This window comes from Vicinamibacterales bacterium (genome assembly GCA_036504215.1).
Lineage (GTDB): Bacteria > Acidobacteriota > Vicinamibacteria > Vicinamibacterales > Fen-181 > FEN-299.
Map to the genome: position 1 here is coordinate 22,484 of DASXVO010000047.1, position 15,870 is coordinate 38,353.

Consider the following 15,870-nt stretch of genomic DNA (forward strand, 5'->3'; position numbering starts at 1 on the left):
GCACCATGAGCACTGGCACCTTGAGCACCCGTAGCACCGATAGCACCACCAGCACCCGACCATGACCATCGCCGCATCCAAGCTGCCCGTAAATATCGAAGACGAGATGAAGCGCTCGTACATGGATTACGCCATGAGCGTGATCATCGGGCGAGCGCTTCCCGACGTCCGTGACGGACTGAAGCCCGCTCATCGCCGCGTGCTCTACGGCATGCGGACGATGGGCCTGGGCAGCAATCGCGCGTATCGCAAGTGCGCCAAGATCGTCGGCGAGGTGATGGGCAACTTCCATCCGCACGGCGACGCCGCCATCTACGACACGCTCGTCCGCCTCGCGCAGGATTTCAACATGCGCGCGCCCCTGGTGGACGGCCAGGGGAACTTCGGATCGATGGACGGCGATCCGGCGGCGGCCATGCGCTACACCGAGGCCAGGCTGAAGCCCCTGGCCGAGGAGATGATGGCCGACCTCGAGAAGGAAACGGTCGACTTCGTCCCCAACTACGACGAGACCACCGAGGAACCGTCCGTTCTTCCGACGCCCTTCCCGAACCTGCTCGTCAACGGGTCGGTCGGCATTGCCGTCGGCATGGCGACCAACGTCCCGCCGCACAACCTGCGAGAGGTGATCGACGCCGTCATCTGGCTCATCGAGCATCCCGCCGAGGGGCCCGACGCGAAGTTCAAGGCCATGCTCCGGTACGTCCCAGGTCCCGACTTCCCGACCGGCGGGCTCATCGTCGGGCGGGCGGGCATCGTGCAGGCGCACCGTACCGGGCGAGGCTCGATCACGATCCGGGCGAGGGCAACGGTCGAGGAAGCCACCAAGGGCGAGCGCACGTCGATCGTCGTGACCGAGATCCCCTACCAGGTCAACAAGGCGAAGCTCATCGAGAAGATCGCCGAACTGGTGCGCGACAAGACGCTCGAAGGCATCTCGGATCTGCGCGACGAGTCCGACCGCGAGGGGCTCCGCATCGTCATCGACCTGAAGCGCGGGGAGGTGGCGGACGTCGTCCTCAACAACCTCTACAAGCACACGCCGCTTCAGACGACGTTCGGTGTCATCATGCTCGCCATCGTTGGCGGGCGGCCGAAGGTTCTGTCGATGGTCGAGGTGGCCGAGTACTTCATCGACTTCCGACGGGACGTCGTCCGACGCCGTACCGAATTCGAGCTGCGCAAAGCCCAGGCGAGAGCCCATATCCTGGAAGGCCTCAAGATCGCGCTCGACCACCTCGACGAGGTGATTGCGTTGATCCGCGCGGCGAAATCGCCCGCCGAGGCACGCGAAGGGCTGATGACGACCTTCGGCCTGAGCCAGCTGCAGTCACAGGCCATCCTCGACATGCAGCTCCAGCGGCTGACGGGCCTGGAGCGGCAGAAGATCATCGACGAGTTGACCGAGGTTCGCGCGATCATCGAGCGACTGCTCGCGATACTCGGCAGCGAAGCGCTGCTGATGCAGATCGTCAAGGACGAGCTGAAGGCCGTCCGCGACCGGTTCGGCAACCCGCGGCGGACCGAGATCATCGAGGAGGAGGGGGAGTTCCGTATCGAGGACCTGATTGCTGACGAGGACATGGCGATCACGGTCAGCAATACCGGGTACATCAAGCGGACGGCCGTCTCCAACTACCGGACGCAGCGGCGGGGCGGCCAGGGGCGGAAGGGAATGAGCGTGAGGGAGGAGGACTTCGTCACCCACCTCTTCGTCGCCTCCACCCACGCCTACATCCTCATCTTCAGCGACAAGGGACGCGTCTACTGGCTGAAGGTCTACGTGATTCCGGACGTCGGGCCGGACGGCAAAGGCAAAGCCATAGCGAACCTCGTCTCGATGTTGCCCGACGAGAAGATCGCGGCGCTGCTGGCCGTGCGGGAATTCGACGAGGGGAAGTTCGTTGTCATGGGCACGCGCCGGGGCGTCGTGAAGAAGACCGAGTTGACCGCGTTCCGGAATCCCCGGGCTGCCGGCATCATCGCGATGGGGGTCGAGGACGAGGACGCCGTCATTGCCGTGCAAATGAGCGACGGGCAGAGCGAGGTGTTCATCGGCTCGCGCGACGGCATGGCCATCCGGTTCCCCGAGGGCGACGTGCGGCCGACCGGGCGCGGAACTTACGGCGTCAGAGGCATTTCGCTGCGCGACGATGATGCCGCGGTGGCGATGGAAGTGGTGACCCCAGGGGCCGGGGCGGTCCTGACGGTTTCGGAGAACGGGTACGGGAAGCGGACGGTCCTCGACGAATATCGCGTGCAGTCAAGGGGCGGTTTGGGTATCATCAACATCCACACGACGGACCGGAACGGCCGAGTAGTCGGGATTGCGTACGTCCGAGACGAGGATGAGCTCATGCTCATCACTCAACAGGGCAAGGTCCTGCGGATGGTGACGCGAGACATTCGGACGATCGGACGTGCCACCCAGGGCGTGCGGCTGATTGGGGTGGAAGAGGACGACCGGGTCGTGTCCATCGCTCGACTCGCGGAACGTGAAGCGGATCTCAACGAGTAAAGGAGGCTGGCATGCATCGGCCGCGTTATCTTTGGTGCTTACTGCTCACCCCCGTCGTGTTCGTGCTGGTTCTGTCTGCAGCCGGCTGCGGCGGATCGGATCAAGACCAACTCGTGCGCAAGTTCTTCCAGGCCGCGCGCATGGGCGACAACATGACGCTCGCGAACATCGCGACCGTCTCGTTCGATCCCAACAAGGACGGCCGCGCGGAGAGCATCTCGGTCGTCAGCGAGACGCCCGAGCAGGCGCGCGATCTGAAGCTGAAGGATCTCGACAAGACGCTGAAGGACGCGACGACTGCCGAGTCGGAATTCAGCAAGAAGATGAAGGAGTACCAGGACAAGAACGGCGAGGCCATCAAGCGTGTCCTCGAGGTCGAACAGAAGGGCAAGGGCAAGATCGGTGGCAAGGACGCCGAGGTGCAGGCGACTTGGAGGAAGTGGCGCGACGAATCGTCCACCTATCAGAAGAAGGCCTCGGAGGCCAAGAACGCCCTGAAGACCGAGCGCAAGGTCGCCGACCTGAGCGTCCCGGACAAGGACGCGGCGACGTTCGACGCGACCGAGTTCACCAAGGAAATCACGGTGTCGGCCAAGGTGCGCACGCCGGCCAACCAGGTCGAGCAGAAGACGCTCGTGCTGACCCTCCAGCGTGTCGTCCTGAAGGACTCGGCCGGCAAGCTGACCGAGGGCAAGTGGATGATCACCGCCCTGAAGGAAGGCGCGAAGACCAGCTAGCTCCAGCGGGACCGATGCATCGGACCTCTTGACGGGGCGCCGCGAGGCGCCCCGTTTGCATTTTGGGCCGCTACAGCACCTCGAGCTTCGCGTACTTGGCGAGGAGGCGTTTCGAGCCCACGCTGTTGAAGCGGACGACGAGCTTGACGTCGCCGTCTGCCGGCTCGACGCTGATCACCGTGCCGAGGCCAAACTGGGCGTGGCGGACCTTCGCGCCAGCCTCGAGGTGGCCCGACCGGGACTGGTCCTCGTCCTCGTAAACGTAGGTGGGCGACGTTTCCTTCAGACGCGTGGGGGAGGACCCGCGCGCGCCGCTCGCCCTGTACCCGCCGTACGCCGACCCGCCGGACCCGCGGCCACCCCACAGCCCGGCTTGATAGACCGACGGCGCGACTGATTCGATCCGCTCGATCAGTTCCTCGGGAACCTCGTCGATGAACCGCGAGGGCGCGCAGGCCCGGTACTCGCCGTACCAACGGCGCCGCGCCGCGCTGGCGAGGATCAGCTTCTTCCGCGCGCGCGTCATGCCGACGTAGCAGAGTCGGCGCTCCTCCTCGAGTTCCGCCTCGTCCTCCGTCGACCGTGAGTGCGGGAAGAGGCCTTCCTCGAGACCCGCGATGAAGACGAGCGGGAACTCGAGCCCCTTCGCGCTGTGGAGCGTCATCATCAGCACCCGCGCGTCGGCCGCGCCTTCGGCCTCGTCCGTGTCGGAGAGCAGAGAGAGGCGATCGACGAAACCGCCGAGGGTGGCGGCCTCGTCGCGCGTCTCGTACTCCTTCGCCGCCGACACGAGTTCCATCAGGTTCTCGATGCGGCCCAGGGCCTCCTCGGTCCGCTCGTCGCGCAACTCCTGCAGGTAACCGGTGCGGTCGAGCACCTTGCCGATCGCGATCGACACCGGATCCTGGCGCGCGACATCGAACAGGCCAATCATCAGATCGCGGAAGACACGCAGCGACGCCGCCGCCCGGCCGGAAAACGCCCCGTGATCGAGCCCCCCCGCCAGGCGCGACCACATCGAGTTAGGCGAGAGGCCGAGCGCGCCGGACAATCCGAGAACCGGCGGCGCCGACTCGAGCGACTCCATCACGCCCTTTCCGATCCCTCGCGTCGGCACGTTGATCACCCGCCTCAAGCTCACGTCGTCGTCCGGATTGATGAGGAGCTTGAGGTAGGCGAGCGTGTCCTTGACTTCCTTCCGCTCGTAGAACCGCACGCTGCCGATGATGCGGTAGGCGATGCCCTCGCGACGCAGCGCATCTTCGATGACGCGCGACTGGGCGTTGGTGCGATAGAGAACCGCCATCGGCGTGTCGCCGCTGGTGCCGACGGCTGTGCGCGCAACGCGCGCGATGACGTCCGCCTCCTCGAGTTCGTCGTTCGAAAAGTAGTAGCTGAGCTTGTCGCCGCCCTTCTGCTCGGTCCAGAGCCGCTTCTCCTTGCGGTTCCGATTCTGGCTGATGACGGCCGACGCGGCGTCGAGGATTACCTGGGTCGACCGGTAGTTGCGCTCGAGGCGGACGACCTTCGCGTCGGGGTAATCGGCCTCGAAGTCCATGATGTTGCGCAGGTCGGCGCCGCGCCACTTGTAGATGGACTGGTCGGGGTCGCCGACGACGCAGATGTTGCGATGTGCCTCGGAGAGACGCCGCATCAGCAGATACTGCGGGCGGTTCGTGTCCTGGTACTCGTCCACGAGCAGGAAGCGGAAACGGCTCGCGTAGCGCGCCCGCACGTCAGCGGCCTTGTCGAAGAGTTCGACGGTCTTGAGCAACAGGTCGTCGAAATCCAATGCGTTGCTGCGGGCGAGCGCCTTCTGATAACCCGCGAACAGCTTTCCCAACTGCGCGTCGCGCGGGTTGTAGCTGTCCAGGAAGGCTTCCGGGCCCTGCATCAGGTTCTTGGCGTGGCTGATTCGGCCGAGCGCGGCCTTCGGTTGGAGCACCGAGTCGTCGATGTTCAAATCGCGCATCACCTGCTTCATCGCCGACACCTGGTCGGTCGAGTCGTAGATGACGAAATCGCGGGACAGGCCGATGGCCGGCGCTTCCCTGCGGAGCAGCCGCGCGCACATCGAGTGGAACGTGGACACCCACGCGCCGGTCGCCGCGTCGCCGAGGAGTGTCTCGACGCGACTGCGCATCTCCTCCGCGGCCTTGTTGGTGAACGTCACGGCGACGACCTCGCGGGCATCCGCGTGGCCGGCGCCGATCAGGTAGGCGATACGATAGGCGATAACCCGTGTCTTGCCCGACCCGGCTCCAGCAAGGATGAGCAGAGGCCCGTCGACCAGCAGCACCGCCTCGCGCTGCTCGGGATTGAGTTCGTCAAGAAAATTCATGGACTCCAGGCGGCTAGGCGGAAAGGCGGCGAGGCGACCAGGCAGCAGCAGCGCAACAGGGCGGAAAGGCCGAACGGCGGTCCGCCCCGCCTGCCCGCCCGTCCGCCTATTCGCCTACCCGCCCATTCATTCTACCGTGACACTCTTCGCCAGGTTCCGCGGCTGATCCACGTCGCAGCCGCGACGAACGGCAATGTGGTAGGCGAGGAGTTGCAGCGGGACGACCATGGCGACGGGCGCGAACAGCGGCTTGGTCTCCGGGAGACAGATGATCGAGTCGTGCTCGGTGTCGAGGAGGCTCTCGACCAGTTCGTCGCGTCCGGTCGTCAGCGCGATGACCGAGCCGCCGCGCGCCTTCACCTCCTGGATGTTGCTCAGCATCTTCTCGAACACGTGGTCGCGCGGCGCAATCGCCACCACCGGCATCTGTTCGTCGATGAGCGCGATCGGACCGTGCTTCATCTCGCCAGCCGGATACCCCTCGGCGTGGATGTAGGAAATCTCCTTCAGCTTCAGCGCGCCCTCGAGCGCGATCGGGTAGTTGATCCCCCGGCCGAGGAACAGGAAATCGCGGCGGTTGTAATAGCGACGCGCGATCTCGTCCACGAGCGACGACACCCGCAGCGTCTGATCGATCAGCGTCGGGAGCTGCAGCAGGCCTTCGATCTGCTCACGCGCCTGCTCGGCCGACAGGGTGTGTCGCGCCTGTGCCAGGTGGAGCGCCAGCAGGTGCAGCGCGACGAGCTGCGACGTGAACGCCTTGGTCGAGGCCACGCCGATCTCCGGCCCCGCGTGCGTGTAGACCGTGCCCTCGCTCTCGCGCGTCGCCATGCTGCCGACCACATTGCAGATCGCCAGGCTGCGGGCGCCCTTCTGCTTTGCCTCTCGCAGCGCCGCCAGCGTGTCCGCCGTTTCGCCCGACTGCGTGATGACCACGGCCAGCGTCTTTCTGCCGACAATCGGATCGCGGTAGCGGTACTCGGAGCCGTAGTCGGTTTCGACCGGCAGCCTCGCAAGGTTCTCGATCAGATACTTGCCGACCAGGCCGGCGTGCCACGACGTGCCACACGCGATGATCGACACGTTCTCGATGCCCGCGAGATCGGGTTCCGACAGCGTCATCTCTTCGAGGAACACGCGGCCGGTGTCCACCGACACGCGCCCGAGGACCGTGTCGCGCACGGCCTGCGGCTGCTCGAAGATCTCCTTCAGCATGAAGTGCTTGTAACCCGCCTTCTCGGCCTGGATCGGGTCCCACAGCACCCGCTGCGTCCGGCGATCGAGCTTCGTCCCGGCGAAGTTCGTGAACGTCACGCCGCCGGCCGTCAATACCGCCATCTCCTCGTCCGCCAGGAACACGATGTCGCGCGTGTGCTCCAGGATGGCGGGGATGTCGGATGCGACGAAATACTCGCCGTTGCCGATGCCGACCACGAGCGGCGGGCCGTTGCGGGCCGCGACGATCTTCTGCGGCTCATCGGCCGAGATCAGGACGAGGGCGAACATGCCGCGCATCTGCGCGAGGGCGCGCCGCGTCGCGCCCTCGAGACCGCCGTCGCCGGGATGCGCCTTGAGTTCCTGTTCGACCAGGTGCGCCACGATCTCGGTGTCGGTCTCCGTGACGAACTTGTGGCCCTGGCCCTGCAGCTGGTGCTTCAGCTCGAGGTAGTTCTCGATGATGCCGTTGTGCACGACCACGATGCGGCCCGTGCAGTCGCGGTGCGGGTGGGCATTCTCCTCGGTCGGCCGTCCGTGCGTCGCCCACCGGGTGTGCCCGACACCGAACTCGCCGTCGAGCGGCTCGGCGCGGATCACATCCTCCAGGCGCGAGAGCTTCCCGGCGCTCCGGCGCAGGCTGATGACCCCGTGGCGGACCACCGCCACGCCGGCCGAATCGTAGCCGCGGTACTCGAGCCGCCGCAGGCCTTCGATGAGAACAGGAACAACGGGCTTCGAACCGATGTAGCCGATGATGCCGCACATAGGGAGGTTACTCTCTTAAAGGATGAAGGAGGAAGGATGAAGGAGGAAGGAGGAAGGAGGAAGGAGGAAGCACGAAGGAGGAAGGATGAACACGGAACATCATCAGCCGTCCTGCCTCGGTCCTCATCCTTCCGTCTTCATCCTTCCGTCTTTGTCCTTCCGCCTTCATCCTTCATCTTCTTCGTCGCCACCCAACCTTCTTTGTTGACCTGTTTGCCACGGGCGATGCCGAGGGCACCCGGCGGGACGTCCTCGGTGATGGTCGATCCGGCGGCGACGTAGGCATCGCGACCGATGCGGACCGGGGCGATGAGCTGGGAGTCGCTGCCGATGAACACGCCGTCCTCGATGACGGTCGGATTCTTGCGCACGCCGTCGTAGTTGCACGTGATCGTGCCCGCGCCGATGTTCACCTTCTCGCCGATCGTGGCGTCGCCCAAGTACGCGAGGTGGCTGGCCTTCGACCCCGCGCCGAGGCGCGTCTTCTTCAGCTCGACGAAGTTGCCGACGCGCGCGCCGGCCCGGATGTCCGAGTCGGGGCGAACGTGGGCGAACGGTCCAATGCTTACCTTTTCGGCAATTCGCGCCCCGGTCAGCAGGCAGTGGTCGAGCACGGTCACCTCGTCGGCGAGGACCGAGTCGACGATCCGCACGCCAGAGCTGATGACGCATCGGGCGCCGATGCGCGTCCGCCCCTGCAGGAACACGCCCGGCCGAATAGTCGTGTCCGGGCCAACCTCGACATCGCGGTCCACGTAGGTCGTGTCGGGATCCTCGAGCGTGACGCCGGCCGCCATCAGCGCCAGGTTCCGCGCCTGCCAGACCTGTCGGCTCATCGCGGCCAGTTCCGAGCGGTTGTTGATGCCGAGGATTTCTGCCGGATCCGCCGCCACGACGGCCCCGACCTGCCGCCCCTGTGTGCGATAGATACCGATCAGGTCCGGAAGGTAGTACTCGCGCTGTGCGTTGTCCGCGGCAATCTGGCCGAGGGCCGGGAAGAGCGGCTCGAGGTCGAACGCGTAGATGCCCGAGTTGATTTCGCGGATCGCGCGCTCGGCAGCGCTCGCGTCCCGATGTTCGACGATGCGCAGGACCGAATCGCCGTCACGGACGACGCGGCCGTAACCGGTTGGGTCCGGAACGATGGCGGTGACGACCGTGGCGGCGGCGCCCGAGGCCTCGTGCGTCGAGATCAGCGCGTCGAGGGTCTCCCTCCTCAGGAGCGGCACGTCACCCGACAGCAGGACCAGCGTGCCGCGGACACCCTCGAGGAGCGGCTTGGCTTGCAGCACCGCGTGGCCAGTCCCGAGCTGCGGCTCCTGCAGAACGAACCGGACGTCGGCTCGATGGGCCAACGCCTTCTGCACCTGTTCCGCTTCGTGACCGACGACAACCGTCCGGCTGGCGGGGGAGAGCTGGCCCGCCGTGGCGAGCACGTAGTCGATCATCGGCGCGCCGGCCACCTGGTGAAGCACCTTCGGCCGGGCGGACTTCATGCGGGTGCCCTTTCCCGCAGCCAGGATGAGGACGTGGAGTGGGGTCATAAAGAGCCCGGAGCCGTATCCTCGCGCTACCGTCTTCGTCGCCGCACGACCGGCGCTTCCAGCAGGGCAACGAAGCTCTCCATCTCGTGGAGCGGTTCGAAATCGACGTCCTGGCTGGCGAGATAGCGATTCTCCGGGTTGAGGTCGATCGCCTGCCGCAGGTGTCCCAGACCTGCGGCGATGTCCCCCTTCAGTGCGTGAACGACGGAGAGCATGTAATGGACGTGGTCGTTCGACCCGTCCTCGGCCTCGAGCCGGCGGAGCAGCGTCAGCCCCTCATCGTACGCGCCGCGGTTGATGGCGACGGTGGCCGCGTACACCCGATCCTCGAACGTCTTCGGGGCCGGTTCCTTCGACGAGGCCTGTCGCTCGCAGAGGGTCAGGTAGACCCGGACACGCTCCTGCAGTTCCTTCTCTTCCGGATACGTCTTGATGATCGCTTTCAGAAGTTCGGCCGCACGTCCGAATTGCCGCTGTTGGAGTGCGCGGAAAGCGCGCTCGAACATTTCGACGGCCGCCTCGTGGACCTTCTGATCGTCCAGTGCCGCCGGCGTGACAGGAGCCCTCGAATTCAGTCGCGACTGCGGTTTCGCCGCCTTGGTCGGGGGCATCGCCTTGGTGGGCACTCTCGCCGTGCGTTTCCGGGCTGGGGCAGACGGCACCGGCCTCTTGGCGACGGCCTTCCGCGCGGGCTTCACCGGTTTCCTGGGCGCGGCCTTCGGACTCGGCTTGGAGATCGCCTTCCGAGGCTTGGCGGCGGCCGCGGGGCGAGCAGCCTTCCCGGACTTCGGCCTCAAATGCTGAGCTGGCCTCCGATTCCCGACGGTCGATGAACGGGTCTGGCGCTGCTTAGCCATGGGACAAGTCCCCTGTTAGGGCAAAACCCAGAAACAATAAAGCGATTGGCGGCGCTAACTTAACAAATGCCCTATTGAGAGGTCAAGTCGGGTGCGGGATCGACGCTGGCCTTTGCGCGTTCGACGGCGGCGTACACCTCACGGGCGCTGAGGCCGTATTTCTCGGCCAGCCGCGAAATGGCCGGCCGACGCGCGAGGCCAGAATCCTCAGTCAGATGATAGAACTCATCGAAAAGGCCGGCATCTGAGGGTAGGGCGTCTGGCAGAGACGGCGTCGCGGCGGCAGGTCCGAGTACGATCGTGAACTCTCCTCGCGGAGTCAGCAACCGAGGGAGCACGGCAGAAATAGGTCCCCTGACCAATTCCTCGTGAAGCTTGGTCAACTCCCTGGCGACGCACACCGGCCGGTCGCCAAGGGCGCGAAGGGCGGCAGCCAACGTCTCCCGGATCCGGTGCGGAGCTTCGTAGAAGATGAGCGTCTCCTGCCGGCCGGCGAGTGACTCGAACCAGCGGTCCCGAGCCTGCAAGCGGGGCGGTGGGAAGCCCAGGAACGCGAACGAGTTGGTCGGCAGGCCGGAGGCGACCAGGGCCGTGAGCAGGGCGCTTGGGCCTGGAACGGCCTCGACCCGGATGCCGGCCTCCACCGCCGCCTTCACGAGTCGATAGCCCGGATCCGAGATGCCCGGCGTTCCGGCGTCCGACACGAGGGCGAGGTTGTCGCCGGCCACAAGACGTGCGAGCAATCGGGGCGTCTTCTCGTGCTCGATCTGCTCGTAGAAACTGGTGGTCGGCACGTGGATGTCGAAATGTGCCAGGAGTTTTGCGGTGTGTCGGGTGTCCTCGGCGGCGACGAGCGAGACCTCGCGCAGTACACGCAACGCCCGCAGCGTGATGTCCTCGAGGTTGCCGATCGGCGTCGCAACGAGAAAGAGGGTGCCGGGCATGTCCGTTCCAACCTTGTGCCCTGAACCGGAGGCCGGGTATTGTACCATTGTAGCCAGGGGCAGTCTGTCGGAGCGCGAACGGCGGGAGTCGCCGAACGGCTCGCCGGCGGCCCGGACCCTCGAGGGCGCGAGAGTGTACTCATCCGAACCGTTGCACCATTTCGTCGACGATTACCTGCGTTATCTCTACGAGATCCAGCCAACGGGCGCGGCGCTCGACGGCGTGCACACGAACGACGATCTCCTGGAGGACTTCAGTCGAAACGCGCTCGAAGGACAGGCGCGGGCACTGTCCGGCTTCGCCCGCCGCCTCGACGAGATCTCGGTTGATGGTCTGACCGAGACCGAGCGAGTCGAGCATCCGGTCATTGCCGCCACGATCCGGGCGCGGATCTTCGAACTCGAAGAGGTCCGGACGTGGGAGCGCAATCCGCAGCACTACGCCGACGTCCTTGCCACCAGCCTGGCGACCCAGGCGATCTTCCCGTACGCCGCCGAAGACGAACGCGCGCGGCGCGTGCTGTCCAAGCTGCGTCAGACGCCGCGCCTGCTGCAGGCGGCCCGCGATAACATCAAGGACCCGCCAGGCATCTACGCGAAGGTCGGGATGGAGACCATGCGCGGCGTGCTGCGGTTCATCGAGCGCGATCTGCCGCGGGCGTTCTCCGGCGTCGATGACTTGCATCTGCTGGGCGATCTGGCCGACGCGTCGGTCGAGGCGGCGGATGCCATCAAGGGTTATCAACGCTACCTCGAGGAGGAGGTCGCGCCCAAGGCGCGTGCGTCGTTCCGTCTCGGCCGCGAGAAGTTCGAGCGCAAGCTGAAGCTGGAAGAAGGCATCTCGGTCGGAGTGGACAAGCTCCTCGCCATCGCGGGACGCGAGCTGTGGGCCGTGCAGGAAGAGTTTCGCCGCGTGGCGTCGCGCATCGACAACGGGGACGCGCGGACGGCGTGGCGCAAGGCGAAGGACAACCATCCGGCTGCCGGCCAGCTCGTGGGAACCGCGCAGGGGCAGCTCGAGAAGTTGATGACGTTCATCCAGCGGAACGACCTCGTGACGATTCCGCCGGGCGAACCGCTGCTCGTGGCGCCGACGCCGGATTTCTACCGCTGGACGTTTGCCAGCATGTGGACGCCGGGGCCGTTCGAGACCAAGCCGACGCGTGCGTACTACTACGTCACCGACGCGGATCCGTCGTGGCCGGCGGAGCGCCAGGCCGAGCACCTGCTCGACTTCAACTTCGCCACGCTGTGGTCCATTTCCATCCACGAGGCGTACCCGGGACACTACCTGCACGCCCTGCACCTGCGGCAGGTGGATTCGAAACTGCGCAAGTCGATGCTGTTCTCGCCCGCGTCCACGGTCGAAGGCTGGGCGCACTACTGCGAGCAGATGATGATGGAGGCGGGGTTCGAAAAGGGTGACCCGTACGTCCGCCTCGGACAACTGGCCGAAGCCCTCATCCGCCTCGCCCGCTTCATCGTCGGAATCCGGCTGCACGCCGAGGACATGTCGGTCGAAGCGGGGATGCGTTTCTTCCGCGACGAGGCGTTCATGGAGGAGTCGGGCGCGCGACGGGAAGCCGAGCGCGGCACGTTCGACCCAACCTACCTGGTCTACAGCGCCGGGAAGCTGATGGTGCAGAAGCTGCGCGCAGATTACAAGGCGCAACTCGGTGCGAAGTACTCGCTGCGCGCGTTCCACGACGCGTTCCTCGGCAATGGGACGCTGCCGATCTGGGCGATGCGAAAGCTGATGCTGCCGGGGGATAGGGGTGATGTGCTTGAATGAGCGCTAGCGGCTAAGCGCTAAGTGCTAGTGCTGGGTGCTGGGTGCTGGGTGCGCGGGAAGGCGCCAGGCGGGGAAGCAGGGCTGGGAGCAATGCCACTTTACGAATATCAGTGTGAGATTTGCGGCGTCAAGTTCGAGGTGATTCAGAAGTTCGCGGATCGGTCCGTGGACAAGTGCCGAACGTGCGGCGGGCCGGTGCATCGGTTGCTGTCGGCGCCGGCCATCCAGTTCAAGGGGACCGGCTGGTACATCACCGACTACGCGCGGAAGGGGAAGGGCGAAGGCGACACGGCCACCGTTTCTTCGAGCGGATCGAACAACGGCAGCACGTCGACGAGCGGCGCCACGTCGAGTCCGAGCAACGGCAGCGGCAGCAAGGACAGCTCAGCCGCCAGCACCTCGTCGACGACGACCCCGGCTGCCTCGACGACCCCGGCGGCCAAGAAAGAGTAGGCGTTACCGTGCGATGAGGTCGAGTGTGCGCAGGTACTCCTTGAAGGGCTCGGCCAGATCGGGGCGGCGCAGCGCGAAGTAGACGACGGCCTTCAGGAAGCCGAGCTTGTTCCCGGTGTCGTGGCGGACGCCCTTGACCTCGTAGGCATAGATGGGCCGCTCGTGCAACAGGCGGCGGAGGCCGTTGGTCAGCTGGATCTCGCCCGTGCGATCGGCGGCCGTCGCCTTCAACGCCGGGAAGATGTCGGGCGTCAGGATGTAGCGGCCGATAATCGCCAGGTTCGACGGCGCCTCGTCGCGCCGCGGCTTTTCCACCAGATCGCGCACCCGATACAACCCGTCGCCGAGCGGCTCCGCGATGTCCACGATGCCGTACGACGAGACATCCGTCTGTGGCACGCGTTCGACGGCGAGCACCGGGCTGTTGACCCGCTCGAACACATCGCACATCTGTCGCAGCGCCGGCGGATCCGCGTCAATCACATCGTCGCCCAGGATGACCGCGAACGGTTCGTTGCCAACGAGCTCACGCGTGACCAGCACGGCGTGGCCGAGGCCGAGCGGCTCGCCCTGGCGGACGTAGACGAAGTTGATGAGGTTCGAGACCTTGCGAATCGTGGCCAGCAGTTCCGTCTTGCCGCGCGACTCGAGGAATGTTTCGAGCTCGATCGAGACGTCGAAATGATCTTCGATCGCGTTCTTGCCGCGTCCGGTGACGAGGATGATGTTGTCGACGCCGGACGCCACCGCTTCTTCGACGCCGTACTGGATGATCGGCTTGTCGACGAGCACCAGCATTTCCTTCGGCTGGGCCTTGGTGGCCGGCAGGAACCTGGTGCCGAGACCGGCGGCGGGGAAGACGGCTTTTCGGATGGTCGTCATCGAATCTCCTCTGTAGCCTGAACGAAGCCCAAGGGCTTCGAGACCTATACACAGTCCGCCGAGGTCGCCGGGGAAAGACCGCGAAAGAAATCAGGATCTCTGCGCCCTCTGCGTGCTCTGTGTTCGAACCGTCCGCGCAGCACCGCTCATCGTAGACCGTTTCCGGGAGGCGCAAAAGGCCAAAGGGCTGCCCGCCGCCGGTTGTATCCTATAAGATCTGGATGCAGGCCGCCGTCTCCGCGGGCCCTGCATCCTCTGGCGACGAACTTCTTCTGACCGGTGACGATCGGCTACAGCCATGCTCGACCCTGCATTCGTTCGTGATCATCCCGATGCCGTGCGGACCGGTCTTCGCAGCCGCGGCATCGACCCCGATGCCGACCTCGAGGCGCTCGCGACCTTCGAGTCGCGCCGGCGCGAGGTGATTCTCGAAGTCGAGGAACTCAAGCGCCTGCAGAACCGTTCGGGCGAAGAAGTGGCGCGAGCCAAGAAGGAGGGCCGCGATCCGAGCGCGGTGTTCGCCGCGAACCGCGAGCGCGGGCAGCAGATCAAGCAGCTCGAAGCCGACCTCGACGCCATCGAGCAGCAGCGACGCGCCCTGCTGCTCACCATTCCGAACCTGCCGGCCCCGCACGTGCCGGTGGGCGCCAGTGCCGCCGAGAACAGGGAAGTGCGCCGCGTCGGCGAGCCCCGCGCCTGCGACTTCGAGCCCCAGGCGCACTGGGATCTCGGGCCGGCGCTCGGCATCATCGACTTCGAGCGGGCGACGAAGGTGTCGGGCGCGCGCTTCTCGTTTCTGATGGGCGACGGCGCGCGGTTGTCGCGCGCGCTCATCAACTTCATGCTCTCGTTGCACACCCGTGAGCATGGCTATACCGAGGTCGAGCCGCCCTTCATGGTCAGCGCCGAGACGCTGACCGGCACGGGCAACCTGCCGAAGTTCGAGGCCGACCTGTTCAAGATTGCCGGCGAGTGGGACCTGTACCTGATTCCGACCGCCGAGGTTCCACTGACGAACCTCCACCGAGGCGAAATTCTCGACGGCCGCCAGTTGCCGCTGAAGTACTGCGCCTACACGCCGTGCTTCCGCAGCGAGGCCGGGTCGTACGGAGCCGACGTGCGCGGCCTGATCCGCCAGCACCAGTTCGACAAGGTGGAACTGGTCAAGTTCGCGGCTCCCGACCGCTCGTACGAGGAACTCGAGGGGCTGACGCGGGACGCCGAGCAGGTGCTCGTGCGCCTCGGCCTGCCGTATCGCACGATCATGCTGTGCACTGGCGACATGGGCTTCGCGTCGGCCACGACCTACGACATCGAGGTATGGCTCCCGAGCCAGAAGACGTACCGCGAGATTTCGTCCTGCAGCAACACCGAGGCCTTCCAGGCGCGGCGCGCGAACATCAAGTTCCGGCCGGACGGCAAGGGCAAGGCTGAGCTCGTCCACACGCTCAACGGGTCGGGACTCGCCGTCGGCCGCACGCTGATCGCCGTGCTCGAGAACTACCAGCAGAAGGACGGCTCGGTGATCGTTCCCGAGGCGCTGCGTCCCTGGATGGACGGGCAGGAGATCATCACGCCCCGGCGGTAGATGTCAGGATCCAGGAGTCAGGAGCCGGAATCCAGGCGCCGAAACGCAGAGGCTGTCATCTGGCTTCTCACTCCTGTATTCTGACTCCTGACTCCTGACTCGTGATGCGGAGAGGTGGCCGAGTGGTTGATGGCTCCGGTCTTGAAAACCGGCGTGGGGGAAACCCCACCGGGGGTTCGAATCCCTCCCTCTCCGCCAACCACCTTCGCTCGCGCTCGATTGCTGCGCGAG

Annotated in this window: 11 protein-coding genes and 1 tRNA gene; 6 read left to right on the plus strand and 6 right to left on the minus strand. The window is 65.7% G+C overall.

Annotated elements, in window-relative coordinates:
* Positions 1-61 precede the first annotated feature (61 nt).
* The gene (gene gyrA, locus VGK32_14115) at positions 62-2,518 is read left to right on the plus strand and encodes a DNA gyrase subunit A (protein ID HEY3382907.1); all 2,457 of its coding nucleotides are present in this window, start codon (positions 62-64) and stop codon (positions 2,516-2,518) included.
* 11 nt (positions 2,519-2,529) lie between these two features.
* The gene (locus VGK32_14120) at positions 2,530-3,255 is read left to right on the plus strand and encodes a hypothetical protein (GenBank protein ID HEY3382908.1); all 726 of its coding nucleotides are present in this window, start codon (positions 2,530-2,532) and stop codon (positions 3,253-3,255) included.
* Positions 3,256-3,325: 70 nt separating this feature from the next.
* Here VGK32_14120 and VGK32_14125 read toward each other — a convergent pair whose 3' ends face one another.
* The 5 genes from VGK32_14125 to rsmI form a co-directional block, all read right to left on the minus strand.
* On the minus strand, positions 3,326-5,596 hold the full coding sequence (locus tag VGK32_14125) for a UvrD-helicase domain-containing protein (GenBank protein ID HEY3382909.1): 2,271 nt from the start codon (positions 5,594-5,596) through the stop codon (positions 3,326-3,328).
* Between the two features lie 126 nt (positions 5,597-5,722).
* The gene (glmS, locus tag VGK32_14130; GenBank protein HEY3382910.1) at positions 5,723-7,579 is read right to left on the minus strand and encodes a glutamine--fructose-6-phosphate transaminase (isomerizing); all 1,857 of its coding nucleotides are present in this window, start codon (positions 7,577-7,579) and stop codon (positions 5,723-5,725) included.
* Positions 7,580-7,716: 137 nt separating this feature from the next.
* Positions 7,717-9,123: a bifunctional UDP-N-acetylglucosamine diphosphorylase/glucosamine-1-phosphate N-acetyltransferase GlmU gene (gene glmU / locus VGK32_14135; GenBank protein HEY3382911.1), complete on the minus strand. Its 1,407-nt coding sequence runs from the start codon at positions 9,121-9,123 to the stop codon at positions 7,717-7,719.
* A 26-nt stretch (positions 9,124-9,149) separates the two neighbouring features.
* Entirely contained in the window at positions 9,150-9,734 is a 585-nt protein-coding gene (locus tag VGK32_14140; protein ID HEY3382912.1) for a tetratricopeptide repeat protein, read from the minus strand.
* Positions 9,735-10,051: 317 nt separating this feature from the next.
* Positions 10,052-10,924: a 16S rRNA (cytidine(1402)-2'-O)-methyltransferase gene (rsmI, locus tag VGK32_14145; GenBank protein HEY3382913.1), complete on the minus strand. Its 873-nt coding sequence runs from the start codon at positions 10,922-10,924 to the stop codon at positions 10,052-10,054.
* Between the two features lie 133 nt (positions 10,925-11,057).
* On the opposite strand from rsmI, the gene VGK32_14150 reads away from it, so the two are divergent.
* Both VGK32_14150 and VGK32_14155 read left to right on the plus strand, forming a co-directional pair.
* Positions 11,058-12,716 (plus strand): DUF885 domain-containing protein, encoded by a 1,659-nt coding sequence (locus VGK32_14150; protein HEY3382914.1) that lies wholly within the window; start codon positions 11,058-11,060, stop codon positions 12,714-12,716.
* A 90-nt stretch (positions 12,717-12,806) separates the two neighbouring features.
* Complete coding sequence (locus tag VGK32_14155) at positions 12,807-13,169, plus strand: FmdB family zinc ribbon protein (protein HEY3382915.1); 363 nt, start codon at positions 12,807-12,809, stop codon at positions 13,167-13,169.
* Positions 13,170-13,172: 3 nt separating this feature from the next.
* On the opposite strand, the gene galU is transcribed toward VGK32_14155, so the two are convergent.
* The gene (gene galU / locus VGK32_14160) at positions 13,173-14,051 is read right to left on the minus strand and encodes a UTP--glucose-1-phosphate uridylyltransferase GalU (GenBank protein HEY3382916.1); all 879 of its coding nucleotides are present in this window, start codon (positions 14,049-14,051) and stop codon (positions 13,173-13,175) included.
* Positions 14,052-14,349: 298 nt separating this feature from the next.
* On the opposite strand from galU, the gene serS reads away from it, so the two are divergent.
* Together serS and VGK32_14170 are read left to right on the plus strand one after the other, a co-directional pair.
* Positions 14,350-15,639 carry a serine--tRNA ligase gene (gene serS, locus VGK32_14165; protein HEY3382917.1) on the plus strand — a complete coding sequence of 430 codons (1,290 nt, stop codon included), beginning with the start codon at positions 14,350-14,352 and terminating at the stop codon, positions 15,637-15,639.
* A gap of 108 nt (positions 15,640-15,747) precedes the next feature.
* Positions 15,748-15,837, plus strand: a tRNA-Ser gene (locus VGK32_14170).
* The last annotated feature ends 33 nt before the right edge of the window (positions 15,838-15,870 follow it).